Raw genomic sequence first — 24,355 nt, forward strand, 5'->3', positions numbered from 1 at the left:
GTCAGACCGCCATGCTGAAGCCCTTGCCGTCCTGCGCCCGGAAGCTGTCGAACACCGCGGCCGCGACCCGGACGACCGGCCGCCCCGCCTCGGTCATCCGGATCCGGCTGCTCCGGATCTCCAGGAGCCCGTCGGCGGCCAGCGGGCGCAGCAGCGCCAGTTCGTCCGGATAGGTCCGCGCCGGATCCAGCCGCTCCAGGTCGGCCTCGAAGCTGCACATCAGCGCCTCGATGATCCGGCCGCGGGCCAGATCCTCCTCCGTCAGCCGCCAGCCCCGGGTAGTGGCGAGTTGCTGCCCGGCGATCGCCCGGCAATAGCGTGGATTGTCGGCGATGTTCTGCACGAAGCCTTCGGGCAGGCGCGAGACGGCCGATGCGCCGAAGCCCAGCAGGATCGGCCGGTCGTCGTCGGTATAGCCCTGGAAGTTGCGGCGCAGCCGGCCATCGGCCACCGCCTTGGCCAGCGCGTCGTGCGGTGCCGCGAAATGGTCGATGCCAACCGGGACGAAACCCCTGGCCTGGAAGTGCTGGGCGATCGCCCTGGCCTGGTCGTAGCGTGCGGCGGCATCCGGCAGGACCGTCTCGTCGATCAGCCGCTGGTTGGCGCGCCGATAGGGCAGGTGGGCATAGCCGAAAAAGGCGATCCGATCCGGCTGCAGCCCGGCGACGGCGGCGCAGGTGGCGCGGATGCTGGCCACGGTCTGGTGCGGCAGGCCGTAGATCAGGTCGAAATTGATGCTGGCCACGCCGGCCTCGCGCAGCATGCGCACCGCCGCCGCGACGGTCGCCTGCGGCTGGATCCGGCCGATCGCCGCCTGCACGCCCGGGTCCAGGTCCTGCACGCCCAGGCTCACCCGGTTGACGCCGAGGCCGGCGAGTGCCCGGGCCAGTGCCGGATCGACATGGCGCGGGTCGAGCTCGATCGCGTGCTCGATCCCCGCCTCGATGTCGAACTGCCGGCGCAGCGCGGCCAGCACCGCCGCCAGCCCCTCGGCGCCCAGGATGCTGGGCGTGCCACCGCCCCAGGCGAGCCGGCCCACCCGGATCCGCCTGGGCAGCAGGCTGCCCACCAGGGCGATCTCGCCTTCCAGCGCCTGACGGTAGCCGGCGATGACATGGTCGCGCACGGCGATCTTCGTATGGCAGCCGCAGTAGTGGCAGAGTTCTCGGCAGTAGGGCACGTGCAGGTAGAGCGAGACGCTCTCGTCCGGGTCGAGCCGCCGCAGCCAGGCCGCGTGCTCGGCACTGCCCACCGCGGCGGAGAACTCGGCCGCGGCCGGATAGGAGGTGTAGCGGGGTACTGGCCGGGCAGCGTAGCGGCGCACCGCCGCCTCGACCGTCACCGCCGGCTCCGGGCGGGAACCGGCCGGCGCTCGCGGCATGGGCCATGCCGCACGGCGGTCCGCAGGGTGAAGGCGCAGGCGAGCCCGGCGCCGAGGATCCAGGAGAAGTGCCACATCGTTCCCTGCTCCGGTCACTGGCATTGGGCTTGCGGCCGATCGGAGCGCGCATCCGTGGCTCCGATGCGGCCGGACGCCGCAACGAGCCCGCTCTACGGTGGCGGCAGCGGCCTCACCTTGATCATGATCAATGCCGCGGCTCGTGCCGGTGCCTAGGAAGCTGGACCTCCCCCTGTTTCTGTGCAGCGCGATGAAGCATGTGACGGTGGCGAATCCGCTCGGTGAGCATGGTGGCCTGGCCGGCAGGCTCACCGTCGATGTCGACAGCCTGGACAGCGCCTTCCCGGCGGGGCTGGTCCCGCTCGCGGCCGCGGCGCTGGCCGGAGCGCTGGTCACCGCACTCCTGTTCCTGTTCCTGCCATCCGCGGGCCCGCTCTATGCGCTGCTCTATGCCGCCGCCCTCTTCCTGGTCCCGGCCGGGCTGGTCCTGCTCGGCCGCTCGCTCGGCCGGATGTCGGTGGACAGCTCGGCCGGGCTGATGGTGCCGGGTGCCGCCCCCGGCCAGCGGACCTGCCTCGCCACTGCCGCGCGTCGACGCCAGGCCTGGATCAGTGCTGCGGGTGCCGCCGCCATCCAGGTCCTGGCGGCCCTGGCCGTGCTGGCGGTGCTCCGGCAGGGGCTGGAGGCGCTGGGTGCCGGCACCGTGAGCAGCCCGATCCTGGCGGGCCTGCTGCTGGCTTGCCTCGGCAGCTTCGCGGCGCTGGCGGCAGCGCGACCCGCAGCGAGGTCGTCGCCCGCCCGTTCCTGAACGGCAGCCGGCCCGTCAGCGTGGCGTGATGCCGGCCACGGCGGTGAGTGCGCGGCGGTCGATGATCTCGACCTGATGGGCCTCTGGGAGCTGGATCAGGCCCTGCAGCCGCAGCTTGGTGAAGCTGCGGCTGACCGTCTCGATGGTGAGCCCCAGATAGTCGGCGATGTCGGTGCGAGTCATGGCCAGATGGACCGGGCTTTCCGGCTCGCCGCTCTCGGCCTGGCGCTCCGACAGGACCAGGAGGAAGCTCGCCAGCTTCTCCACCGGCGCCAGCCGGCCCAGGATGAGCTGGCTGTCGCGCGCCTGGCGCAGCGCGATCCGGGTCATCTGGTTCAGGCGGAGCTGCAGGCGGGGATAGCGTTCCATCAGCCGGTCCATCTCGGCCACCGGGAAGCCGCACAGGACCGAATCGACCACGGCCTCGGCCGTCTGGTCGTAGCTGCTCTCGTCGCCGAGCCCCAGATAGTCGCCCGGCAACAGGAAGGCCGTGATCTGGCGGCGCCCGTCGGGCAGCATGGTGTAGAGCCGCAGCATGCCGGAGGTCAGGGTGAAGACCCGGCGGCGCGGCTGCCCCTCCTCGACCACGGTCTGCTGTGCGCCGATGCGGGTCGAGACCATGATCGCCTGGAGCGCACCCAGCTCATGGTCCTCCAGCGCGGCACAGACCGCCTGCCGGCGCACCGCGCAGTCGAGGCAGACCCCGCACGGGTCACGGTAGCTCCGCCCGCTGGTCGCCGCCTGCTCCTGCGCCACGTCCTCTCCTTCTACCTTCCGCACGGATCCTACCTAGGCGGCCGCGGCCTGGGCGGAAAGCGGCTGCCGCATGGACCGAATGGCGCAGCGCAGCCATTCCGGCAGCCATGTGTCACCAACCCGCAGCAGTCACGGACATAGCATCATCATTGATGTACAGAACATCAGTTCTTATGTACCAGCCTCTGGACAGCGGTTGTGGAGCATCGATGATCACCGCAGCGCAGATGCGCGCCGCCCGGGCACTGCTCGGTATCGACCAGCGGCAGCTCGCCGAGCTGTCGGGGGTGTCGCTGCCGACGATCCAGCGGATGGAGGCGAGCGAGGGCACCGTGCGGGGCGTGGTCGACACGCTCACCAAGGTGATCCAGGCGCTCGACACCGCCGGCATCGAGCTCATCGGCGAGAACGCACCCAGCAACGGTCGGGGCCGGGGCGTGCGCTTGCGACATGCGCCCTGACCGGCGCCTGCCGCTCCTGACCAGTTTTCTCCAGCGTGGGCCGTCGTCGGGCCGGCACCGACGATCGCGTGCCCCTGCCGCAGGGTTAGTTACATGGCGACGTCGGCCAAACCTACCAGCCCCAGCTTCAGCGAGCTGTTCACGCCCAAGCTCGTCACCGTCCTGCGCGAGGGCTACCGCCTGCCCGACTTCCGGGCGGACCTGGTGGCCGGCCTCACTGTCGCCATCGTGGCCCTGCCCTTGTCGATGGCGATCGCGATCGCGTCGGGCGTCACGCCGGACCGCGGCCTGTACGCCGCGATCATCGGCGGGTTCATCGTCTCGCTGCTGGGCGGCAGCCGCTTCCAGATCGGCGGCCCGGCCGGCGCCTTCATCGTCCTGGTGGCCGCGACCACGCAGACCTACGGCGTCGACGGCCTGCTGCTCGCGACCTTCCTGTCCGGCATCATGCTCCTCGCCATCGGCCTGCTGCGCCTGGGCACCTTCATCAAATACATCCCCTACCCGGTCACGGTCGGCTTCACCGCCGGGATCGCGGTCATCATCTTCGCCAGCCAGATCAAGGACCTGCTGGGCCTGACCCTGGCCCACGAGCCGGGCCCGCTGCTCGAGAAGCTGCCAGCACTGGCCCAGGCCCTGCCCACGGCTAACCCGGCGGCGATCGCGGTGGCGGGCCTGGCGATCGGCACGATCGTCCTGGTGCGGCGCTTTCGGCCGAACTGGCCGGCCTACCTGATCGCGGTCGCCCTGGCCTCGGTGGTGGCGGCCGGCTTCGGCCTGCCGGTCGAGACGATCGGGACGAGGTTCGGCGGCATTCCCCAGGCCCTGCCGGCACCGCAACTGCCGGCCATCTCGCTGGACCGGATCGTCGAGGTGCTGCCGGCTGCCGTCGCGTTCACCCTGCTGGGCAGCATCGAAAGCCTCCTGTCCGCGGTGGTGGCCGACAGCATGACCGGGCGGCGGCACCGCTCCAACTGCGAGCTGGTGGCCCAGGGCATAGCCAACATCGCCTCGCCGCTGTTCGGCGGGATCTGCGTCACCGGCACGATCGCCCGTACCGCCACCAATGTGCGCGCCGGTGCCAGGGGCCCGGTCTCGGGCATGCTGCACGCACTGTTCCTGCTGCTGTTCATGCTGGTCGCGGCACCGCTGGCGAGCTGGATCCCGCTCTCGGCCCTGGCCGGGCTGCTGGCGGTGGTCGCCTGGAACATGGCGGAGAAGCACGAGTTCGCCACCCTACTACGCTCCTCGCCGGGCGATGCCGTGGTGCTGGGCGCCACCTTCCTGCTTGTGGTGTTCCGCGACCTCACCGAGGGCATCCTGGTCGGGTTCGGCTTAGGGGCGCTCCTGTTCCTGCACCGCATGGCGCAGATGGTGCAGATCGAGCACCTGCAGCCGATGATCGAGGAGGACCAAGCCGACGAGCCCAGGCCGACCGACCGCTATGACGCGGCACTGGCCGCCGATGCGGATGTCACGGTGTACCGCATCTCCGGCGCGTTCTTCTTCGGTACCGCCGCCAGCGTCGCCGCGGCACTGGACCGGATCGGCCAGCAGCCGAAGGCCCATGTGATCGACTTCTCCGCGGTGCCGATCCTGGATTCCACCGCCGCCAACACGCTGGAGGGCTTCGTGCGCAAGGCACGGCGGCAGGGCGCGGCGGTCTACCTGACCGGCACCCGCCCGGCGATCCGGCGCGTGCTGCTGACCCACGGGGTCCGCCCGCCCGAGGTGCACTTCGAGCCGACCATCGCCGAGGCGGTCACCGCCGCCCACGCCAGCCTGGCCGGACCACCGGCCGATGCCGCCGCCCAGCCCGAGCAGGCCTGAGCCGGCTCACCTGGAGCATCGGCCGGTCAGGCCGACCGGCCGGGCGGGGAGCGGTTCGTGGCCCGCCATGCACCGCCCGCCGATCCTGCCAGCACATGCGCGCTGTTGATCAGCGCCAGGTGGGAGAAGGCCTGGGGGAAGTTGCCGAGCTGCCGCCCTGCGTGCGGGTCGTATTCCTCCGCCAGCAGGTGCAGGTCGTTGGCCAGCCCCGCCAGCCGCTCGAACAGGACACGCGCCTCGTCGAGCCGGCCCATCGCGACATAGACGTCGCACAGCCAGAAGCTGCAGGCGAGGAACGCCCCCTCTTTCGGCGGCAGCCCGTCCACCGCTTCCCTGGTAAGGTAGCGCAGCACCAGCCCGTCGCGCAGCAGCTCGCGCTCGATCCGGGCGACCGTGCCCTGGATGCGCGGGTCGTCGATCGGCAGGAAGCCCACCAGCGGCATGAGCAGCAGGGCCGCATCGACGCCGTCAGCACCGTAATACTGCACGAAGCTGTTCTGCCGCGCATCATAGCCGCGGGTGCAGATGTCGTGGTGGATCTCCGCGCGGATCCGGCGCCACTCCTCGACCGGCCCGTCCAGGCCGAACTCTTCCACGCTCAGCACCATGGCATGGAAGGCCAGCCAGCACATGACCTTGGAATGGACGAAGTGGCGGGGCTCCCCGCGCATCTCCCACAGGCCGGAATCCTTTTCCCGCCAAAGGCCGGCCAGCCCGACGACGATGCTGCATTCCAGCGGCCAGACCTCGTCGGTCTCGTTCAGGCCGGCCCGCCTCGCCACGTAGAAGGCGCCGATCACCGAGCCGTAGACGTCGAGCTGTCGCTGCCGATAGGCGTCGTTGCCGATCCGCACCGGCCGGCTGCCCTCGAAACCCGGCAGCCAGTCGAGCTCGGTCTCGGTCAGGCGGCGCTCGCCATGCAGGCCGTACATGATCTGCAGCTCGTCGGGCGAGCCCGCCATGGCGCGCATCAGCCAGTGCCGCCAGTCCTCCGCCTCCTCACGATAGCCGGACGCGAGCAGCGCATAGATCGTGAGCACCGCGTCGCGGATCCAGCAGTAGCGATAGTCCCAGTTGCGCACCCCGCCCGGCCATTCCGGCAAGGAGGTGGTGGGTGCCGCCACGATCCCGCCGCTCGGGCTGTAGGTCAGGGCCTTCAGCGTCAGGAGGGAGCGCTCGACCACCTCCTGGTGATCGCCCCGATAGATGGACTTCGCCGTCCAGGCGCGCATCACCCGGGCGGCATGCTCCACCAGTGCCGGGGCGTTGCGGACCGGTGGCGGAATGGGCAGATGCGAGGGGAACCACTCCAGGACGAACGCCGCCTCCTCGCCGGCGCCCAGCTCGAACTCGGCGGTGCTGGCGAAGTCGGCGTTCTCGAACGGCACGTCCGCGGTGAGCCGGACGGCATCCGGCCCGGCCACCGCCACCACGCCACCCTCGACCTGGCGCAGCCACGGCACATAGGCGCCATAGCCAAACCGGAAGCGGATCTCGGTATGGAGGCACAACCGGCCGCGTCGGCCCTGCACCAGGCGGACCAGCCGGTGGCGGCCGCCGCGGTCCGGCAGGGTGAGCAGGTCGACCACCACCACCTCGCCCGAGGCAGATTCATGGGTCGTTTCCAGGATGAAGGTGCCCTTCCGGTAGCACCGGCTGACCCGGGCACCGGGATCGGCGGCAGCCATGGTCCAGGACCCGTGCCGCGCGTCGCCGAGCAGGCTCGCGAACATCGCCTCGGAATCGAAGCGCGGCAGGGCCAGCCAGGCGATCGTCCCGTCGCGATGGACGAGCCCCGCACCGGTGGTGGACCCGATCAGCGCATAGTCCTCGATCATGCTGCAGCACAGCCCCCGGGGCGGTGACCTACCGGGCAACGGAGTGCCTCGCTGCCTGGCCGATGTCGAGCAGCGTGACCAGCCGGCTCCGGAGCGGTCAGGATGGAGCCGAGCTGCCGTCCAGCGCCCGCAGCACGTCGCCGAGTGCGGCGCGCGTATGGATGATCGCCCGATCCAGCCGGTCCAGGAGCTCGGCCAGCACGGCCTGGTCCCGTCCCGCCCGCGCCGCCGCCTCGATCCGGGCGGCCAGCGCGGTTACCCGGGGCAGGCCCACCGTCCCGGCACTACCCTTGAGCTTGTGTGCCTCGGCGATCAGCACCGCCACCTCACCGTCGCCGGCCAGCATCCGCTGCCGGCACTCCCCGGCGGCCTCGATGCTCCGGCCCAGCATCTGCCGGAGCATCGAGGCCGGCATCTTCGCCGCCATGTTCTCGATGCGCCGCTCGTCCAGGAGCGGCTGCTCCACCGGATCGTCGCCTTGCAAACCATCGGGATCAGGTGCGGCGGGCGGGTCGCTGCGCATCGGCGTGCCGCGGGCGATCGCCGCCAGGGCGCCGAACAGCTCGCTCCAGACGATCGGCTTGATCAGGCAGCGGTTCATGCCGGCGGCGAGATAGCGCTCCCGCTCGCTCGCCATGACATTGGCGGTGAGCGCCAGGATCGGCACGCCGGCCTGCGGCGACGGCAGGCGGCGGATCCGGGCGGTCGCCTCCGCACCGTCCATCACCGGCATCTGCACGTCCATCAGGATCACGTCGTAAGGGACCCGCGCCGCCTGCTCGACCGCTTCCTGGCCGTTCTCGACCAGGTCGACCTGGTGGCCCTGGCGCGTCAGCATCGTGCTGATCAGCTCGCGGTTCACCGCCACGTCGTCGGCGACCAGGATCCGCATCGGCGGCACCGCATCGCTCTCCGCCGCCTCCTGCAGGGCAGCGTCCACGAGCTGCCCGCGCCGCATCGGCAGCTCGAACCAGAACAGGCTGCCGCGCCCCTCCTCGCTCTCGACGCCGATGGTGCCGCCCATGGCATCGACCAGCCGCTTGGAGATGGCGAGCCCCAGGCCGCTGCCGCCATAATGCCGGCTGGTCGAGGCATCACCCTGGACGAAGGCGGAGAACAGGGCGGCCTGGCGCCCGGCGGCGATGCCGATCCCGGTATCGCGCACCCAGATGCGGAGCACGACGGCCTGCTCGTCGGCATGGCGCAGATCCACGCCGATCACCACCTCGCCGCGGGCGGTGAACTTCAAGGCGTTGCCCACGAGGTTGACCAGCACCTGGCGCAGCCGGGTCGGGTCGCCATGCACCACCAGGCCGGACAGGTCGTCCACCTCCTGGCGCAGCACCAGCCCCCGCTCGGTCGCCTGCGGCTGCATCAGGGAATAGACGTGGTCCACGGCCGCGGCCGGCGCGAAGTCGATCGTCTCGAGCTGCAGCCGGCCGGCCTCGATCCGCGAGAAGTCCAGGATGTCGTTGATGATGCTGAGCAGGTGCGCGCCGGACCGGCGGATCGTGTTCACGTAGTGGAGCTGGTTGGGCGAGAGGTCTTCCGCCGCGAGGAGGTCGGCCATGCCCAGCACCCCGGTCATGGGCGTGCGGATCTCGTGGCTCATGGTGGCCAGGAACTCGGTCTTGGCCCTGGCCGCACGCTCGGCGGTCTCCTTGGCCTGCGTGAGCTCGGCCTGCACGTCACGCAGGCGCAGGTTGGCCGCGGCCAGTTCGGCATTGGACTGCTCCAGCGCCGCGATCAGCTTGGCCTTGGCCTCGGCCGTGCGCGCCAGTTCCCGCGCCTGCTCCAGCTCGCGCTGCCGCTCGGCCTCCTCCTTGGCACGGCGGATCGCCTCTTCCTGCATGGCGCGCCGGCGCAGATGCGCACCCAGCCGGGCGCTCAGGATCTGCAGCCCGCTGCCGGCGTCCACGAAGTCGTCCACCCCGGTCTCCAGCACCCCGAGCGGCGGGTGCAATCCCGGGGTGGGCTCGAGCGCCACGATCTGGAACGCCTGGCCCAGGCTGCGCCTGGCGTCGTCCAGCCGCCGGCAGCACTGCAGCGCGGTCTCGACCGAATCGGGCAGGAGCACGACCACGCAGTCATAGGGGTTCGCCCCCAGCCGGGCCACCGCCATCTCGCCGCCCGGCACCACGGTCACGTCGTGGTTCTCCTGCTGGAGATGAACCGCCAATCGGTCCGCGATCGCCGCCCGGCCGCGGTCGACCTCGGTCACGTCCACCACCACCAGGGTACGGCTGCGCCGGAACTCGGGCACGGCGGCATCCGACTCCGGCGCCGCCCCGGCGGGGCTGCGCAGGAGGTTGCGGATGCGCAGCAGGAGCACGTCGCTGGCGGCGGACTTCGGCACGAAGTCGTCCGCGCCGCTCTCGAACGCCCGCCGCTGCGATTCCAGGCTGTCCGAATCGGTCAGCATCAGGGTCGGCAGGCTGCGCGTGCGCATGTTCATGCGCACGCGGCGGGTGAACTCGTCGCCGCTGATCCCGGGCAGGTGCAGGTCGACCAGGGCCAGTGCGGGCAGCTCGCCGTTCAGCTTGGCGAGCGCGTCCTCCGCACTGGCCGAGGACATGGTGGCCCAGCCCTGCTGCTCCAGGGTGAGCTGAAGGCGCAGGGCTTGCGTCGGCGAATCCTCGACGATGAGAATCTTGGGAGCAGGCTCCGTCATGTCGGGCGGCCGTCCTTGGCAGTCTGGAGAAGGTGCGGGCCGATCGCGTCGAGCGGGAGCTGGAGCCGCGCGGCACCGGTCCGCGCGGCGACCGCCGGCATCCCGTATACCACGGCCGACGCCTCGTCCTGAGCGATGGTGTGCGCACCGCGCTGGCGCATCGCGAGCAGGCCGGCGGCACCGTCGTCGCCCATCCCGGTCAGGACCACCCCGATCGCCCGCTCGGCGAAGCTGGCCGCGATCGACTGGAGCAGCATCGTGCCCGACGGGCGCTGGCCGCCGACGGGCGGCTCATTGCTGAGCAGGAGCAGGTCCTGGCCGGCGATCAGGTGGTGCCCGCCCGGCGCCACGTAGACATGCCCGGACGCAGGGCGCTCGCCATGGCGGGCCAGGCGGACCGCCATCGGCACCTGGCTGTCCAGCCAGGCCGCGAAGCCTTCGGTGAACTCGGCACCGATATGCTGGACGACCGCCACCGGCAGCGGGAACTCCCGCGGCAGGGCGCCCAGCACCTTGGCCAGCGCCGCGGGGCCGCCGGTGGAGGCGACCATGCCCAGGATCTCGTAGCGCGCGGCACTGCGGCAGCGGCCCGTCTCGCCACTGGCCTGGACCAGTGGCCGGGCCGAGAGGTGGCGCTGCGGCACCACCCGCACCTCGCTCATGATCGCGAGCTGCTGGCACAGGCGCCGGGCCAGGCGGGGAAACTCGTCGCGGCGGCGGCCGAGCGGCTTCTCGGTGACCGACAGGGCGCCGGCCTTCAGCGCGTCCAGGGACACCGTCACCATGGGATTGCTGATGGTGGCCGAGGTGATGACGATCGGGGTCGGCCTAGTCTGCATGATCCGGCGGGTGGTCTCCACGCCGTCCATCCCGGGGAGCTGCACGTCCATCAGCACGATGTCGGGGCTCAGGCGCGGCACCAGGGCCAGCGCATCCTCGCCCGACCCGGCCACCGCCACCACCTCGAACCGGCCGTCCTCCGCCAGCACCTGCTCGAGTTGGATCGCCGCCACCCTGGAATCCTCGACGATCAGCACGCGGATCCTGCCGCGCTCCCTGGTCATGGCGGCCTCACGGCGGGTCGACGAACTGGCAGATCGTTTCGAGCAGGGTGCGCTGCTCGAAGCCCTGCTTGGTAACGTAGGCGTCGGCACCCAGTTCCAGGCCGCGCTGCACCTGGTCCCGGGCATCCCGCGAGGTCAGCATGATCACCGGGATCGTGGCCAGGCCGGCATCCGCCTTGAGCGCCTGCAACAGGTCGAACCCGTCCATGCGCGGCATTTCCACGTCGCTGATCACGAGGTCCGCCGGCTCCCGGCGCAGGCTGTCCAGGGCGTCCTGCCCGTCCACCGCCAGACGCACCCGGAAACCCTCCGCCTCCAGGATGCTCTTTTCCAGCGTGCGCGTCGTGATGGAATCGTCGACCACCAGGATGGAGGGCGGCAGCTTGCGCGCCTCGCTGGCGAAGCGGACCGGGCCCCCGTTCGTCTGGCCATCGATCAGCAAAGCCGGGCTCAGCACCAGGATCGGCCGGCCATCCCGCAGGAAGGTCCCGGCCACCACCGGGTCGGTCCCGGCCGGCGGCTCCTGGACCGCCGCCTGCCGCATCTCCAGGAGCCCGTCGACCAGCATGGCGACCCGCCGCCGCCCGGTCCGCAGGATCACCACCGGGCAGAACCCACTCTCGTCGGTGAGCGAATCCTCGCCCATGCCGAGCAGGCCGCCCAGGATCGACAGGGCGGTCACCGCGCTGCCCTGGCGCAGCACCGGCCGCCCCTCCACCGTGGCAATCTCGCTGGCCCGGATCCGCAGCACCCGATCCACTGCATGGGCGGGCAGCGCGAAGGTCTGGTCGCGGCAGGCCACCAGCAGGAGGTCGGTGCGCACCACCGACATCGGCAGGCTCATCTCCAGGCGCGTGCCATGGGGATGGTTCGGCCCGATCTCGAGGTCGCCCTGCAGCCGGGCCAGCACCTCCTGCAGCACGCCCAGGCCCATGCCCCGGCCGGACAGCCGGTCGACGGTGCGGGCGGTGGAGAAGCCGTCGCGCAGGAGGAAGCGGGCGAGCTCGGCCTCCTTGGCCATGTCGGCTTCGGCTGCGTCGAGCAGGCCCGCGGCTACCGCGGTGGCGCGGATCCGCCCGAAGTCGAGCCCCCGCCCGTCGTCGGTCACCTCGAGCCGCAGGCGCGTGCCCTGCAGGCCAAGCGTCAGCGCCAGCCGGTTGACGGGCGGCTTGCCTGCCCGCTCCCGCTCCTCCGGCAGCTCCGCGCCATGCGCCACCGCGTTGCGCAGGACGTGCATCACCGGGTCTTTCAGCGCCTGGAGGATCATCCGATCCGCCTCCAGCTCCAGGCCAGTCATCCGGAACTCGACCAGCTTGCCGGATTCCCGCGCCAGGTCGCGCACCATCCGGCCAAAGCCCGAGAACACCTCCTCCGCCGGGATGAGCCGCGCCTGGGAAACGTCGTCCTGGAGCTGGTCGATCAGGCGCCGGGTCTTCCAGGCGCTCGTCGCCTGCAGGCCGGTCAGCTCCCCGATCCGCCGCCCCAGCCCGGCGATCGCCTTGTCGATCGCCTCCAGCGGGCCGGCCGTGCCCTGAGCCGCCGGCTCGTGGCGGCGCAGCTCGGCCCGGCTGCGCTCCCAGGTCCGGCGCAGGGCGGCTGCCTCGTCATGGAGGACGCGCAGCCGCCGGCCGATCTCGGCCTGCTCGCTGGCCTGCGCCAGCAACAGGCCGCCCGTGGTCATCAGCCCGTCCAGGTGGCGCGCACGGATCCGCACGGTCTCGTGCCCGGCCGGCGCCAGCGGACGGGCGACCGGGTTGGCTCCCGGCTCTGCCGCCGGCTGCGGCGGGGCAGGTGCGGGCGGGAGTTCGGCCGCCGGATCGGCTGGCGGTTCCGGGGCGGGCGTTGGCTCCGGGGCCGGCGGCTCCGGATCGGCCGGCTCCGGATCGGATGGCGGTTCCGCCGTGGCCGCTGCCTCGGCCGCCGCGCCGCCCAGCAGCGCGTCGAGCACCTGGGCCACCGGCAGCTTCGCTACCACCACCTCCGGGTCGTCCGCGACGTCCTCGACCGCGTCGAGTGCGTCCAGGACCGCCCGCACGACCGGCGGATCCAGTGCCAGCTCGCCCTGCCGGACCCGCTCCAGCAGCGATTCCAGCCGGTGCGCCAGTTGCTCGATGGCCTGATGGTCGACCGCACGCGCGGCACCTTTCAGGCTGTGGGCGCGGCGGAAGATCTCCGCCAACTCCGCCTGCCCGGCACCTGCAGCCGTCAGGCGGCGCATCGCGGCCAGATGCTCGCGATATTCCGTCGCGAAGGCGTCCAGGAGCAGCTGGCGGATGTCCATCAGAGGTGATAGCGCCCGATCGACTGGACCAGTTCCCCCGACAGGGTGCTGAGATTGGCCGCGGCCCGGTCGAGCTGGCGGGTACCGTCGGCGGTCTGGGTGCTGGCTTGGCGGATGTTGCGCAGGGCGATCATCACCTGCTCCAGGCCGATATGCTGCTGGTTGATGGCGGCGACGATCTGCTGGAACGTGTCGCTGCTCTCCTGGATCGTGTCGGTCAGGTGGTTGATCGCCCCCTGGGCCTGGTCGGTCTGCGCCGTGCCCGAGCTGATCCGCTTGACCGCTTCCTCGGTGAGCATCACCGAGGTGTTGATCCCGCGCTGGATGTCGCCCAGCACGGCGCGGACCTGGACGGTGGCTTCCTTGGACTGGTCGGCCAGGTTCTTGATCTCAGCGGCCACCACCGCGAAGCTCCGGCCGTGCTCGCCGGCCGCGGCCGCCTCGATCGCCGCGTTCAGCGCCAGGATGTGCGAGCGCTCCGCGATGTCGTTGACCGTCGCAATGATGTCGCCGACCGCATGGGTCCGCTCGCTCAGCATCACGATGTTCTCGGCGACCGATTCGACCTGCTCGCGGATCTTGTCCATCACCCGAGCGGTGTCGCCCACCGCCTGCAGCCCGTTGCTGCTCGCCTGGACGGTCTCCTCCGTCCCCAGCGACAGTTCCTGGGCGCGCTTGGACACCTGCGCGCCCGACTGGGTGATCTCGTCCAGCGTGGCCGAGGTCTCCTGCACGGACGCCAGCTGCTCCTCCACGCTCGCCGCCTGCTGCTGGGTGGAGGTCCGGATCTCCTGGGTCGCGGCGTTCAGGCTTTCCGACACCGTCCGGCTCTGGATCGCCAGCTCCCGCAGGCCGGCGACCATGCCATTGAGATGCTGGGCGAGCTGGGAGATCTCGTCCTTGCTGCCGATGGTCACGGACGCGGTGAGATCACCGGCGCCGATCTGCTCGGCGAAGCGGGCGAAGCGGGCGAGCGGACGGGTGATCGAGCGCTGCAGGAGCCAGGCCGCCACGATACTCGCCAGCACGATCCCGGCAAACGCGGCCGCGACCGTGATCGCGGCGGTGCGGTGCATCTGCTCGATCCAGTCCTGTGCCTCGTTCACCAGCTGCACGACGCTCGTGCGAAGGCTGGTGAACCGCTCCTCGATCTGGTCGGCCAGCCGTGCCGCCTGCCCCTGCGCGTCCTCCGCCATGGCGAAGTCGCTCTTGGACAGTGCGTCGAACTGCCGGAGCACGATCGGCTCGAGTTGCCGGATCAGGTCCTCCGCTGCCGCGAGCGTGTAGATGAGCTGGCGGATCTGCTGGTCGATGCCGGCGGAACCGACATCGTCGAGCCGGCCCTGCAGGCTGGCGCGCAGCGCGCCGACGGCCTGCCGGAGCTCGGTGAACTCGTTCTGCCATTCGGCCAGCGCGTCCTGCCGGTTGGCACTGCCGTTGCCGAGCGCCGCCAGCAGGGTGACGTCGCGCAGCCGGTTCCGGGCGGCGTGCGCCTGCTGCTGTACCAGTACGATCCCGTTGACGTCGTTCAGGAACGTCAGGTCGTGCTCGACGATCTGCTCGCTCAGGTCGCGGACCGTACGCAGCACATGGAGCTGGTAGAGGCCCAGCGCCAGCATCAGCAGGACGATGATGCCGAAGGTGACGAGGATCTTCTGCCGGACGCTAAGCCACATGATTTGCCGTTCCGTCGACGCGACCGAGGATGGTCTCGGGATCCAGGAGGTCGATGCCGCTGCGGGTGATCCGCCCGAGCGTGCCGGGCAGGCCGTCCTCGGCCGGGAGCAGGTCCGCGGCCGGGGCCTCGACGATGCCGGCGGCACGGTCGACCCGCAGGCCGACCCGCCCGCCGCCCTGGCGCAGCACGACCAGATGCCCGCCGCTGCGCCGGGCGGACCCTGCCCGCCTGCCGAACAGCTCCGCCAGGTCATAGACGCGGCAGAGCACGCCCCTGGTCTCGACCAGCCCCAGCAATGCCGGCCCTGCCCGCGGCAGCCGGGCCGGCAGCGGCATCGCCGCCACCTCGGCTACGGCATCGACCCGGAGCGCACAGCTCTCGCCATCGACCTCCAGCAGCAGCAGCGCAATGGTGACTGCCTCCGCAGCCATGCTGCGGGTCGCGAGCTGCCGGGTGCGCTCCAGCAGGATCGCATGCGCGCGGCCGTCCAGACCTTCGGCCGCCATGGGCTCTTGCTCGGGATGCCGCAGGGCCATGGGGCGGTCCGCTTCCATGCTCAGGCGCGCAACTGGCGAAGCTGGCCGGCCAGCAGGCTGCGCAGCTCGGCGACGTTCAGCTCACCGGCGGGCACGGGCTGGTCCTCGCCGAACTCCGCCAGGCAGCGCAGCGCGTTGGTGAAGGACTTGAGCGCGCCCGCGAGGTCGCCCCGCCGGCGCAGGAGGTCGCCGAGCTGGAGATGGGCCATGGCGAACCCGCGGTCGAGATAGATCGCCCGCCGCAGCGCCTGCTCGGCGGCCTCGGTCTGCTCCGCCTGCCGCAGCGCCAGCGCGTCCTGGTAGAACGCGACCGGATCGGGCGGCAGCGGCGCCGGGGGCCGGATCCGGGCAGGTGCCGCACCGTTGCGGCATGGTGCCGGCCGTGACATGGCCACCGGGCGGTGTCGTGGCGGGGCAGCCGCGACCGCCGGTCGCGATGTGCCATGGTCCTGCCGGCGCCGGTAGAGGATGGCGCCGGGGGCCAGCACCGGCTCGAAGTCCGCCTGGAACGGTGCGCCGCCCTCGGCATGGCCGATCAGGAGCCAGCCATGACCGACCAGGCGCGCCGCCAGCTTCGGCGCCAGCGCGGCCAGCGTCGGCTGGTCGAAGTAGATCATCACGTTGCGGCACAGGATGATGTCGAAGTCGGCCAGCCGGTCGTCCGGTGCCGGCTCCGGCGTCAGGTCCATCAGGTTGTGGTGGCGGAACTCGACCATGCCGCGCAGTTCCGGGCGTACCCGCCAGCCGCCGGGTGCGGGCTCCACCACCGCCGCGCGGTCGGCCGGCGCCACGTCGCGCAGCGCCCATTCGCTGAACTCGCCGCGCCGCGCCTGGGCCAGGAAGGCCCGGTTGATGTCGGTGCCGAGGATCGTGACCCGCCACTCGGGCAGGCGCTCGCCCAGCGCGGCACGCACCAGTGCCGCCAGCGAATAGGCCTCGGCACCGGTGGCGCAGCCGGCGGACCACAGGCGCAGGCGGCGCGTGGCGGCGTTGCGCGCGATTGCCTCGGGCAGCAGCCGGTCGCGCAGCGCCTGGAACTGCTGGCTGTAGCGGAAGAAGAAGGTCTCGCCGATCGTCAGTTCACCGACCAGCGCGTCCCATTCGCCCGTGCGCGCCGGATCGGCCTCCAGCAGTGCCAGATAGGCGGCGCAGCCGGCCGCCCCGCAGGCGGCCAGCCGCCGCTCGAGCCGCTCGGCCAGCGCCTCGTCCTTGTCCTGGAAATAGGCCAGCCCGGTGGCCGCCAGGATGCGGCGCTTCAGCAAAGGGTAGCCGGGATCGCGCAGGAGCGGGGGGTCGGCGCGGCTCATGCGCGAGCACCTTCGCCGGCCTCTGCCGGCCGGCCGGCCACCCACGAGGCCGGCGCCGCACCGTCACCCAGATGCACCAGCCGCCCGGCATCCAGGAGATGCCAGCCACGGCCAGCCCATTCGACCTGCCCCGTCACCACGCCTTCCAGGCTGCGATGGGCCAGGAAGGGCGGGCTCACCGGCGCTGCGGCCACGTCCAGCACCTCGTCCACGATCAGCGCGCATGGCTCGTCGGCATGGCGCAGCCTGAGGAGCGGCGAGTACAGCCCGGGCGGCCGCTCCGGCAGCCCGAGCAGCCGGTCGGTCCGCAGCGCCAGGCAGACCGAGCCTTCAAGGCGGAACACGCCGCCCACGGTCGGCGCCATGCCGGGCAAAGGCTGCAGGATCGGGCAGGGCAGGATCTCGACGACGTCGGCGAGCGGCAGGGCGAGGTCCATGGAGGAAACGCGGAACAGCACGACGTGGATCATCTGCGGAAGTTCTCGTCGGGGCGTTTCAACCACAGGGGCAACCCAGCAGGCGCCTGCCATGTCGGTCGAATGGCGCAGTGCCAAGGAAGCGGGACTTACGATCCGGAAGAATTCCCACTTCTCCGGCCCAAGGCCAGCACACCTATTGCCGTTGATAATGACGACTTGTCCATATCGGAAATCACGATGATCAATTCCAGTGGCGTCGACGCCTCACCTTGAAGTTGATCACGCCCTCAGAAGCCGGCGCGGACGAACTCCCAGGCCGCCGCCAGATGGCCGCGGAGGGTGCGCTCGGCACGGTCCGCATCGCGGCGCATGATCGCTTCCAGGATCGCTTCGTGCGCGCGGCAGTTCATCCGGTCGATCTCCACGGCGTGGGGCATGCGCGCCCATGATGCCGCCAGCCAGCCGACGAAGGCCTGCTGCAGCGCCGGGAAGATCGGGTTGCCGGGCACCTGGTAGAGCACCGCGTGGAAGGCGACGTCGGTGGCATAGAAGCGCGGGCCGTCGCCCACCGCCGCGCGGTTCTCGGCCAGCGCCGCCTCGAGGGCGGCGATGTCGGCCGGGCGGGCATGCTGGGCGGCATGCCGGACCAGCGCCGCCTCGACGAAGATCCGGGCCTCGAACAGGTTCCAGGCACCGGATTCCTCCAGCACCAGATGGCGGACGAGTTCGCCCAGATTGCCGATCGCCCGGCCGATGTCCGGCTCCTGCACGATCGGCCGGTGGCCGCGGCGGATCTGCAGCACGCCGCGGCCGGCCAGGGCCGCGATCGCTTCCCGCACCGCCACGCGGCTCACGCCGAACCGGCTCACCAGGTCGCGCTCGGCCGGCAACGGCCGCCCGGGCGGAAGCTCGCCCCTGCGCACCATGGCCAGGATCGCCTCGGCCAGCGCGTCCGCCAGCCGCCCGCCCGGCGCCACGGCCAGGGTCCGGCGCCCGATGGGATCGTCGCCCTCCGGTTCTGCCGACGTGACCGGCTCCGCTCCTGTCTGCTGCAGCTTCATTTGGTTAGACCAAAACTCGTCGCTCTGGTGTCATGCCTGACGCCGTCGCACTTGGCTAGCCCGGCGGAACATGAACGATGGTCGGGCATTGACAGGCGAAACCGTCCGCAACTACCGTCCGCCGCGGTCGGACCATATGGCAGAGCCGTCCCCCGCCGGATATCCTGGGGAAGCGGCGGCACGGCAGCCGACCGAGGAGGCTAGAATGTTCCGACGCAGCGTCGTCAAGCTGGCGGCGGCCGCCGCCGTCATCGCTCTTGGAGTGGGCAGTGCGACTGCCCAGGAGCTGCCGAAGCTTGAGCCCAAGGACAGCTACAAGGTCGGCTTCGCCCAGACCGAGAGCAACAATCCCTGGCGGATCGCCCAGACCAAGAGCATGCAGGACGAGGCGCAGAAGCGCGGCTGGCAGCTCGTCTACACCGATGCCGCCGGCTCCGCGGCCAAGCAGGTCGCCGACGTCAATTCCATGATCGCCCAGGGCGTGGACGCGATCTTCCTGGCACCCCGCGAGGAGAAGCCGCTGATCCCGGCGGTGATGGCCGCCAAGCGCGCCGGCATCCCGGTGATCCTGCTCGACCGCTCGGTCGACCCGAGCCTAGCCGAGGCCGGCCGCGACTACGTCACCTTCATCGGCTCCGACTTCATCGAGGAAGGCCGGCGCGCCGGGGAATGGCTGGCCCAGACCACGGGCGGCAAGGCCAAGATCATCGAGCTGCAGGGCACCACCGGCTCCTCGCCGGCCAATGACCGCGCCAAGGGCTTCGCCGACGCGATCCAGGCCCATCCGGAGATGGAAGTGGTCGCCAGCCAGTCCGGCGACTTCGCCCGCGACAAGGGCCGCCAGGTCGCCGAGACCCTGCTCCAGGCCCATCCGGACGCGACCGCCATCTACGCCCACAACGACGAGATGGCGGTGGGCGCGATCGCCGCGGTCGAGGCCGCCGGCAAGGTGCCGGGCAAGGACATCACGATCGTCTCGATCGACGGGACCCGCGATGCGCTGCAGGCGATCATCGACGGCAAGCTGGGCGCCACGGTGGAGTGCAGCCCGTTCTTCGGGCCGGTCGCCTACGACACGCTGGTCAAGTACGCCAACGGCGAGACCATCCCGCCCAAGATCATCAACGAGGACCGGTTCTTCGACGCGTCCAACGCGCAGGAACTGATCGCCGAGGCCTACTGACGATCCCATCGCCCGGACATCCCGGCAGGTCTTCTGCCGCGGATGCCCGGGCCCGGCCCAGCAAGAGCATGTTCCAGCGCCAGACCCCTACGCCCACGCCGCCGCTGCTCGTCATGCGCGGCATCGACAAGAGCTTCGGTGGCAGCCCGGCCCTGCGCGGTGCCGAGTTCACGCTCGGCCGGGGCGAGGTCCATGCCCTGATCGGGCAGAACGGGGCCGGCAAGTCGACGCTGATCAAGGTGCTGACCGGCTATCACCGGCGTGATGCCGGCCTGGTCGAGTTCGACGGCCAGCCGTTCGAGGTCCACTCGCCCCACGCCGCCCAGGCCGCCGGGATCAGCACGATCTACCAGGAGATCAACCTGGTGGGCCTGCGCTCCGTCGCGGAGAACATCTGCCTGGGCCGCGAGCCGCGCCGCTTCGGCCTGCTCGACTGGCGGGCGATGCATGCGGAGGCGCGCCGGCTGCTCGGGCGCTTCTCCATCGATGTCGACGTCCGCCGCCCGCTCGGCAGCCTGCCGACCGCGACCCAGCAGATGGTCGCGATCGCCCGGGCGATCGGCTTCAAGGCCAAGCTCGTGATCATGGACGAGCCGACCTCATCCCTGGACGATCGCGAGGTCGAGGTCCTGTTCGACGTGATCCGCCAGATCCGCGCCGACGGCGTCTCCGTCGTGTTCGTGTCCCACAAGCTCGACGAGCTTTATGCGGTGTGCGACCGCGTCACTATCATGCGCGACGGCACCACCGTGCGCAGCGGCCCGATGAGCGAGATCGGCAAGCTGGAACTGGTCGCCACCATGCTCGGCCGCGAGCTCACCGCCGTTGCCCGCCAAGGTGCCACGGCGTTCGGCGCCAAGGCGGCGCACGCGGCCGGCGAGGTGCTGGCCGTCGACCAGCTCGCCGCCGGTCCCAGGGTGCGCGACGTGTCGCTCGCGGTGGGCGCCGGCGAGATCGTCGGCATGGCCGGGCTGCTCGGTGCCGGGCGGACTGAGACGGTGCGGGTCGTGTTCGGCGCTGATCCGGCCGCCGGCGGCAGCATGCGCTATGGCGGCCAGCCGTTCCGGCCGACGGAGCCTGCCGATGCGATCGCCCGCGGCATCGGTTTCTGCACCGAGGACCGCAAGATCGAGGGGATCGTGCCCGAACTGTCGGTGCGCGAGAACCTGACCCTGGCCCTGCTGCCGCATCTGACCAAGGCCGGCATCGTCGACGAGGCGGAGCAGCGCCGGATCGTCGAGCGCTTCATCCAGCGCCTGGGCGTGAAGTGCCAGAGCCCCGAGCAGCCGATCCGCGAGCTGTCCGGCGGCAACCAGCAGAAGGTCCTGCTGGCGCGCTGGCTGTGCATGAACCCCAAGCTCCTGATCCTGGACGAGCCCACCCGCGGCATCGATGTCGGTGCCAAGGCCGAGATCCAGGCCCTGATCGGCGAACTCGCCAAGGACGGGCTGGCGGTGCTGATGGTTTCCTCCGAGGTCGAGGAGATCATCGAGGGCTCGGACCGCGCCTATGTGCTGCGCGATGGCCAGACCGTGGCCGAGCTTACTGGCCAAGATCTGAACGAGACCGAGCTCCTGGCGGCCATGGCCCATGGCGCCCACGACTCCAGGGAATACGGCCATGGCTGATGCCTCCATCGCCCGCCCGGCCGCCCCTGCCCGCACCAGTGACGGGCTGGGTCAGCTCCTGGCCCGGCACGGCGCGCTGGTGGGCTTGGTCCTGCTGGTGCTGTTCAACCTGGCCTTCACGCCGAACTTCGTTTCCTGGCAGACGCTCAACGTCAACCTGACCCAGGTCGCGGCGATCGTGATCGTGGCGGTCGGGATGACGCTGGTGATCGCGACCGGCGGCATCGACCTGTCGGTGGGCTCGCTGATGGCGATCTCGGGGGCACTCGCACCCTTGATCCTGCTGGGCCAGATCCTGCCCATGCCCCATCCGCTGCTGGCCGTCGCACTGGCCTTCGTCCTGCCGGTGCTGGTCGCGGGTGCCTTCGGTTGGTTCAACGGCTTCCTGATCACCCGCTACCGGATCCAGCCGATCGTCGCGACGCTGGTCCTGTTCATCGCCGGGCGCGGCATCGCCCAGGTCGTCACCAACGGCAACCTGCAGGTCTTCCGCAACCCCGAGTTCCAGGTGATCGGCCTGGGCCGCCTGTTCGGCATCCCGGTCCAGGTGATCCTGATGCTGATCCTGGTGGCGGGTGCTGCCTGGATGCTGCGCCGGACCCTGTTCGGCCGGCAGATCCTGGCGGTCGGCGGCAACGAGCAGGCGGCACGCCTGGCCGGCATCCCGGTCGCGAGCGTCAAACGCCGCGTCTACCTGATCTCGGGCCTGTGCGCCGGCCTGGCCGGCCTCGTGGTGATCGCGATCAACTCCGCCTCGGACGCCAACCTGATCGGGCTCGGCATGGAGCTGGACGCGATCGCGGCGGTGGCGGTCGGCGGCACGCTGCTGGCCGGCGGGCGCGCCTCGATCACCGGGACGCTGCTGGGTGCCCTGATCATCCAGCTCGTCCGCTACACGCTGCTCGCCAACGGCGTGCCCGATTCCGCGGCACTGGTCGCCAAGGCCGGGCTGATCGTGCTGGCGGTCTGGCTGCAGCAGGGTCGCAAGAGCACATGACCACATCCCTCACCAGTCGCACGCCGCTCCTGGTCCTGGTCGGCCGCTACGGCGTGATCGCCGCCCTCCTGCTGCTGATCCTGTTCGGCTGGGCGCGCTACGACAACTTCCTCGGCAGCTACAACATCCTCTCCTTCCTGCGCTACACCTCGATGTTCGCGCTGGTGGCGCTCGGCATGGCGTTCGTGATCATGTCGGGCGGGATCGACCTGTCGGTGGGCGCGGTGGCGGCCATGTCGAGCGTGGTGGCGGCCCTGGCCTCGCCCTATGGCCTGATCCCGGGGCTGCTGGCCGGGGCGGCGGCGGGTCTCGTCGCCGGCATCCTGAACGGCATCCTGATCACCCGCCTCAACATCGTGCCCTTCATCGCCACGCTCGCGACCATGCTGGCGGCCGGCGGCACCGGCCTGCTGCTGGCCGGCAACCAGTCGGTCTCGGTGTCCTACGACACGGCCTTCGTCGAGCTGGGCCAGGGTGACCTGCTGGGCTTCCCGGTCCCGGCCTGGATCGCGGCCATCGCCTATGTGCTGGGCTCGATCATCCTGAACCTCACCGCGTTCGGCCGCAGCGTGCTGGCGGTCGGCGGCAGCGAGGATGCCAGCCGGATGATGGGCCTGCCCGCCGACCGGGTGAAGTTCCTGGTCTATGCCGGCAGCGGCCTGCTGGCGGGTCTCGCCGGCGTGATCCTGGCCGCCCAGTTCGGTGCCGGCCAGCCGATCGAGGGCGTGGGCTGGGAGCTGTTCGCGATCGCCGCGGTGGTGGTCGGCGGCACGCTGCTCACCGGCGGCAAGGGCTCGGTGGAGTCCACGCTCGCGGGCGCGCTCCTGCTCGGCCTGATCTTCAACATCCTCAACTTCGAGAACGGCCTCGGCTGGATCAGCCTGTCCGCCTACTGGCAGTCGGTGATCCGTGGCCTGTTCCTGCTCCTGGTCGTTATCCTGCAGGCCAAGCTGGTGGGCCGCGACGCGACCGGCTGACCCCGTACCCTTTGACTGGAAGGACCGTCCCATGCCCGCCATCACGTCGGTGCAGCCCGGCTACTACCGGATCCCCCTGCCCACCGCGCTCACCGACAGCACCCATGGCGTGATGCGCGACTTCGAGCTGCTGACCGTGCGCGTGACCGACGCGGACGGGGCCGAAGGGGTCGGCTACAGCTACACGGTCGGCCGCAACGGCGGTGCCATCCACGACATCCTGGCCCGCGAGATCGCGGAGCTGGTGGCCGGCGAGGACGCCGATCGGATCGAGTTCCTGTGGAACCGGCTCTGGTGGGACCTGCATTATGGCGGCCGCGGCGGCCCGACCGTGCTGGCGCTGTCCGCCTTCGACATGGCCCTTTGGGACCTCAAGGCCAAGCGGGCCGGCCAGCCGCTCTGGAAGCTGCTCGGCGGCAACGACCCCAAGGTGCCCTGCTATGCCGGCGGCATCGACCTCTATCTGCCGCTGGACGACCTGCTGAAGCAGACCGACGGCAACCTCGCCAAGGGCTTCCGCGCCATCAAGATGAAGGTCGGGCGCAAGCTCCTGTCCGAGGACGTGGAGCGGATCGCCGCGATGCGCCGGCACCTGGGCGACGGCTTCCCGCTCATGGTGGACGCCAACATGAAGTGGACCGCCGACGAGGCGATCCGGGCGGCCCGCGCCTTCCAGCCCTACGACCTGACCTGGCTGGAGGAGCCGATCTCGCCCGACGACGTGGCGGGCCATGCCCGGGTGGTGCGCGAGGGCGGCCTGCCGATCGCGGCCGGCGAGAACCTGCGCACGCTCTGGGAGTTCCGCCACCTGATCGCGTCGGGTGGGGTCACCTATCCCGAGCCGGACGTGACCAATTGCGGCGGCATCACCTCGTTCATGAAGATCGCCCACCTGGCCGAGGCGTTCAACCTGCCGGTCACCTCGCACGGCGCCCACGACGTCACCGTGCACCTGCTGGCCGCCGCACCGAACCGCTCCTTCCTGGAAGCGCACGGCTTCGGCCTGGAGCGGTTCATCGCCCGGCCGCTGCGGATCGAGGAGGGCTTCGCCATTGCTCCGGACGATCCGGGCCACGGCATCGAGTTCGACTGGAAGGGGCTGGAGACGGTGCGGGCCTGAGCCTGCTGGGACCCCTTTCTCCAGTCATCCCTCGCCCCCTCAGGTCATCCCCCGGCTCGACCGGGGGATCAACCGCCGCACGCCGGCTGCGGCATGGTCGGCCTCATGGGGTGGGCGAGGATGAGCCGGCGCCGTAGCCGCCGTCCGCCAGTGGATCCCCCGCATGCGCGGGGGATGACATGAGAGAAGGGTGCGTCTGTTGGCCCGACCAGTGGCCTTCCGCGCCCGTTTCCCAATATATCGATGCCGATCAAGCCATTGATATTAAATAACAAAATACTTCTCTTGGGTTCGTTTGTGCAAATTCGCTTTGCTGATTTGCCGAGCCTGCTGCCAAGCCC

20 protein-coding genes are annotated in these 24,355 nt (G+C 70.9%); 8 read left to right on the top strand and 12 right to left on the bottom strand.

Annotation, left to right across the window (positions count from 1 at the left end):
- Position 1: 1 nt before the first annotated feature.
- Entirely contained in the window at positions 2 to 1,381 is a 1,380-nt protein-coding gene (gene hemN, locus HLA95_RS12710) for an oxygen-independent coproporphyrinogen III oxidase (RefSeq protein WP_222183527.1), read from the bottom strand.
- A complete protein-coding gene (gene cydX, locus HLA95_RS12715; RefSeq protein ID WP_222183529.1) occupies positions 1,339 to 1,458 on the bottom strand; it encodes a cytochrome bd-I oxidase subunit CydX in 120 nt (39 codons plus the stop codon). The genes hemN and cydX overlap by 43 nt, the downstream gene beginning before the upstream one ends.
- 206 nt (positions 1,459 to 1,664) lie before the next feature.
- On the opposite strand from cydX, the gene HLA95_RS12720 reads away from it, so the two are divergent.
- Complete coding sequence (locus HLA95_RS12720; protein WP_222183531.1) at positions 1,665 to 2,207, top strand: hypothetical protein; 543 nt, start codon at positions 1,665 to 1,667, stop codon at positions 2,205 to 2,207.
- Between the two features lie 15 nt (positions 2,208 to 2,222).
- Here the strand turns inward: HLA95_RS12720 and HLA95_RS12725 are convergent, their stop codons facing one another.
- A complete protein-coding gene (locus HLA95_RS12725; protein WP_191061572.1) occupies positions 2,223 to 2,963 on the bottom strand; it encodes a helix-turn-helix domain-containing protein in 741 nt (246 codons plus the stop codon).
- Positions 2,964 to 3,172: 209 nt separating this feature from the next.
- On the opposite strand from HLA95_RS12725, the gene HLA95_RS12730 reads away from it, so the two are divergent.
- Together HLA95_RS12730 and HLA95_RS12735 are read left to right on the top strand one after the other, a co-directional pair.
- Entirely contained in the window at positions 3,173 to 3,424 is a 252-nt protein-coding gene (locus HLA95_RS12730) for a helix-turn-helix domain-containing protein (RefSeq protein ID WP_159714085.1), read from the top strand.
- 93 nt (positions 3,425 to 3,517) lie between these two features.
- The gene (locus HLA95_RS12735; RefSeq protein ID WP_222183533.1) at positions 3,518 to 5,254 is read left to right on the top strand and encodes a SulP family inorganic anion transporter; all 1,737 of its coding nucleotides are present in this window, start codon (positions 3,518 to 3,520) and stop codon (positions 5,252 to 5,254) included.
- A 26-nt stretch (positions 5,255 to 5,280) separates the two neighbouring features.
- On the opposite strand, the gene HLA95_RS12740 is transcribed toward HLA95_RS12735, so the two are convergent.
- From HLA95_RS12740 to HLA95_RS12780, 9 genes are all read right to left on the bottom strand, one after another.
- Positions 5,281 to 7,092, bottom strand: a complete 1,812-nt coding sequence (locus HLA95_RS12740; RefSeq protein WP_222183535.1) for a glycoside hydrolase family 15 protein — start codon at positions 7,090 to 7,092, stop codon at positions 5,281 to 5,283.
- A 97-nt stretch (positions 7,093 to 7,189) separates the two neighbouring features.
- Complete coding sequence (locus HLA95_RS12745; protein WP_222183537.1) at positions 7,190 to 9,763, bottom strand: response regulator; 2,574 nt, start codon at positions 9,761 to 9,763, stop codon at positions 7,190 to 7,192.
- Complete coding sequence (gene cheB, locus HLA95_RS12750; RefSeq protein ID WP_255591896.1) at positions 9,760 to 10,827, bottom strand: chemotaxis-specific protein-glutamate methyltransferase CheB; 1,068 nt, start codon at positions 10,825 to 10,827, stop codon at positions 9,760 to 9,762. Before cheB ends, HLA95_RS12745 begins: the two co-directional genes overlap by 4 nt.
- A 7-nt stretch (positions 10,828 to 10,834) precedes the next feature.
- On the bottom strand, positions 10,835 to 13,108 hold the full coding sequence (locus tag HLA95_RS12755; RefSeq protein ID WP_222183539.1) for a response regulator: 2,274 nt from the start codon (positions 13,106 to 13,108) through the stop codon (positions 10,835 to 10,837).
- Positions 13,108 to 14,784 (bottom strand): methyl-accepting chemotaxis protein, encoded by a 1,677-nt coding sequence (locus HLA95_RS12760; RefSeq protein WP_191061982.1) that lies wholly within the window; start codon positions 14,782 to 14,784, stop codon positions 13,108 to 13,110. Before HLA95_RS12760 ends, HLA95_RS12755 begins: the two co-directional genes overlap by 1 nt.
- Positions 14,774 to 15,292 carry a chemotaxis protein CheW gene (locus HLA95_RS12765; protein ID WP_222183541.1) on the bottom strand — a complete coding sequence of 173 codons (519 nt, stop codon included), beginning with the start codon at positions 15,290 to 15,292 and terminating at the stop codon, positions 14,774 to 14,776. The genes HLA95_RS12760 and HLA95_RS12765 overlap by 11 nt, the downstream gene beginning before the upstream one ends.
- 50 nt (positions 15,293 to 15,342) lie before the next feature.
- A complete protein-coding gene (locus HLA95_RS12770; RefSeq protein ID WP_222183543.1) occupies positions 15,343 to 16,629 on the bottom strand; it encodes a CheR family methyltransferase in 1,287 nt (428 codons plus the stop codon).
- A complete protein-coding gene (locus HLA95_RS12775; RefSeq protein ID WP_191062588.1) occupies positions 16,626 to 17,099 on the bottom strand; it encodes a chemotaxis protein CheW in 474 nt (157 codons plus the stop codon). Before HLA95_RS12775 ends, HLA95_RS12770 begins: the two co-directional genes overlap by 4 nt.
- 236 nt (positions 17,100 to 17,335) lie before the next feature.
- Positions 17,336 to 18,109 (bottom strand): FCD domain-containing protein, encoded by a 774-nt coding sequence (locus HLA95_RS12780; protein ID WP_222183545.1) that lies wholly within the window; start codon positions 18,107 to 18,109, stop codon positions 17,336 to 17,338.
- Positions 18,110 to 18,314: 205 nt separating this feature from the next.
- Here HLA95_RS12780 and HLA95_RS12785 point away from each other — a divergent pair, with 205 nt between their 5' ends.
- The 5 genes from HLA95_RS12785 to HLA95_RS12805 all read left to right on the top strand — a co-directional run bounded on the left by HLA95_RS12785 (position 18,315) and on the right by HLA95_RS12805 (position 24,014).
- Positions 18,315 to 19,292 (top strand): ABC transporter substrate-binding protein, encoded by a 978-nt coding sequence (locus HLA95_RS12785; RefSeq protein ID WP_191061913.1) that lies wholly within the window; start codon positions 18,315 to 18,317, stop codon positions 19,290 to 19,292.
- A gap of 68 nt (positions 19,293 to 19,360) precedes the next feature.
- Positions 19,361 to 20,920, top strand: coding sequence for a sugar ABC transporter ATP-binding protein (locus HLA95_RS12790; protein ID WP_222183547.1), 1,560 nt, complete (start codon positions 19,361 to 19,363; stop codon positions 20,918 to 20,920).
- A complete protein-coding gene (locus HLA95_RS12795) occupies positions 20,913 to 21,917 on the top strand; it encodes an ABC transporter permease (RefSeq protein ID WP_191059347.1) in 1,005 nt (334 codons plus the stop codon). The genes HLA95_RS12790 and HLA95_RS12795 overlap by 8 nt, the downstream gene beginning before the upstream one ends.
- Entirely contained in the window at positions 21,914 to 22,894 is a 981-nt protein-coding gene (locus HLA95_RS12800) for an ABC transporter permease (protein ID WP_191059346.1), read from the top strand. The genes HLA95_RS12795 and HLA95_RS12800 overlap by 4 nt, the downstream gene beginning before the upstream one ends.
- Before the next feature lie 31 nt (positions 22,895 to 22,925).
- Positions 22,926 to 24,014 carry a mandelate racemase/muconate lactonizing enzyme family protein gene (locus tag HLA95_RS12805; protein WP_191059345.1) on the top strand — a complete coding sequence of 363 codons (1,089 nt, stop codon included), beginning with the start codon at positions 22,926 to 22,928 and terminating at the stop codon, positions 24,012 to 24,014.
- Positions 24,015 to 24,355 lie beyond the last annotated feature (341 nt).

Source organism: Geminicoccus harenae, assembly GCF_019800005.1.
Lineage (GTDB): Bacteria > Pseudomonadota > Alphaproteobacteria > Geminicoccales > Geminicoccaceae > Geminicoccus > Geminicoccus harenae.

Bases quoted from the DNA above. Each gene is read 5' to 3' on its own strand.
- hemN (WP_222183527.1), bottom strand. From the start codon at position 1,381: ATGCCGCGAGCGCCGGCCGGTTCCCGCCCGGAGCCGGCGGTGACGGTC.
- cydX (WP_222183529.1), bottom strand. From the start codon at position 1,458: ATGTGGCACTTCTCCTGGATCCTCGGCGCCGGGCTCGCCTGCGCCTTC.
- HLA95_RS12730 (WP_159714085.1), top strand. From the start codon at position 3,173: ATGATCACCGCAGCGCAGATGCGCGCCGCCCGGGCACTGCTCGGTATC.
- HLA95_RS12735 (WP_222183533.1), top strand. From the start codon at position 3,518: ATGGCGACGTCGGCCAAACCTACCAGCCCCAGCTTCAGCGAGCTGTTC.
- HLA95_RS12740 (WP_222183535.1), bottom strand. From the start codon at position 7,092: ATGATCGAGGACTATGCGCTGATCGGGTCCACCACCGGTGCGGGGCTC.
- HLA95_RS12745 (WP_222183537.1), bottom strand. From the start codon at position 9,763: ATGACGGAGCCTGCTCCCAAGATTCTCATCGTCGAGGATTCGCCGACG.
- cheB (WP_255591896.1), bottom strand. From the start codon at position 10,827: ATGACCAGGGAGCGCGGCAGGATCCGCGTGCTGATCGTCGAGGATTCC.
- HLA95_RS12755 (WP_222183539.1), bottom strand. From the start codon at position 13,108: ATGGACATCCGCCAGCTGCTCCTGGACGCCTTCGCGACGGAATATCGC.
- HLA95_RS12760 (WP_191061982.1), bottom strand. From the start codon at position 14,784: ATGTGGCTTAGCGTCCGGCAGAAGATCCTCGTCACCTTCGGCATCATC.
- HLA95_RS12765 (WP_222183541.1), bottom strand. From the start codon at position 15,292: ATGGCGGCCGAAGGTCTGGACGGCCGCGCGCATGCGATCCTGCTGGAG.
- HLA95_RS12770 (WP_222183543.1), bottom strand. From the start codon at position 16,629: ATGAGCCGCGCCGACCCCCCGCTCCTGCGCGATCCCGGCTACCCTTTG.
- HLA95_RS12775 (WP_191062588.1), bottom strand. From the start codon at position 17,099: ATGATCCACGTCGTGCTGTTCCGCGTTTCCTCCATGGACCTCGCCCTG.
- HLA95_RS12780 (WP_222183545.1), bottom strand. From the start codon at position 18,109: ATGAAGCTGCAGCAGACAGGAGCGGAGCCGGTCACGTCGGCAGAACCG.
- HLA95_RS12785 (WP_191061913.1), top strand. From the start codon at position 18,315: ATGTTCCGACGCAGCGTCGTCAAGCTGGCGGCGGCCGCCGCCGTCATC.
- HLA95_RS12790 (WP_222183547.1), top strand. From the start codon at position 19,361: ATGTTCCAGCGCCAGACCCCTACGCCCACGCCGCCGCTGCTCGTCATG.
- HLA95_RS12795 (WP_191059347.1), top strand. From the start codon at position 20,913: ATGGCTGATGCCTCCATCGCCCGCCCGGCCGCCCCTGCCCGCACCAGT.
- HLA95_RS12800 (WP_191059346.1), top strand. From the start codon at position 21,914: ATGACCACATCCCTCACCAGTCGCACGCCGCTCCTGGTCCTGGTCGGC.
- HLA95_RS12805 (WP_191059345.1), top strand. From the start codon at position 22,926: ATGCCCGCCATCACGTCGGTGCAGCCCGGCTACTACCGGATCCCCCTG.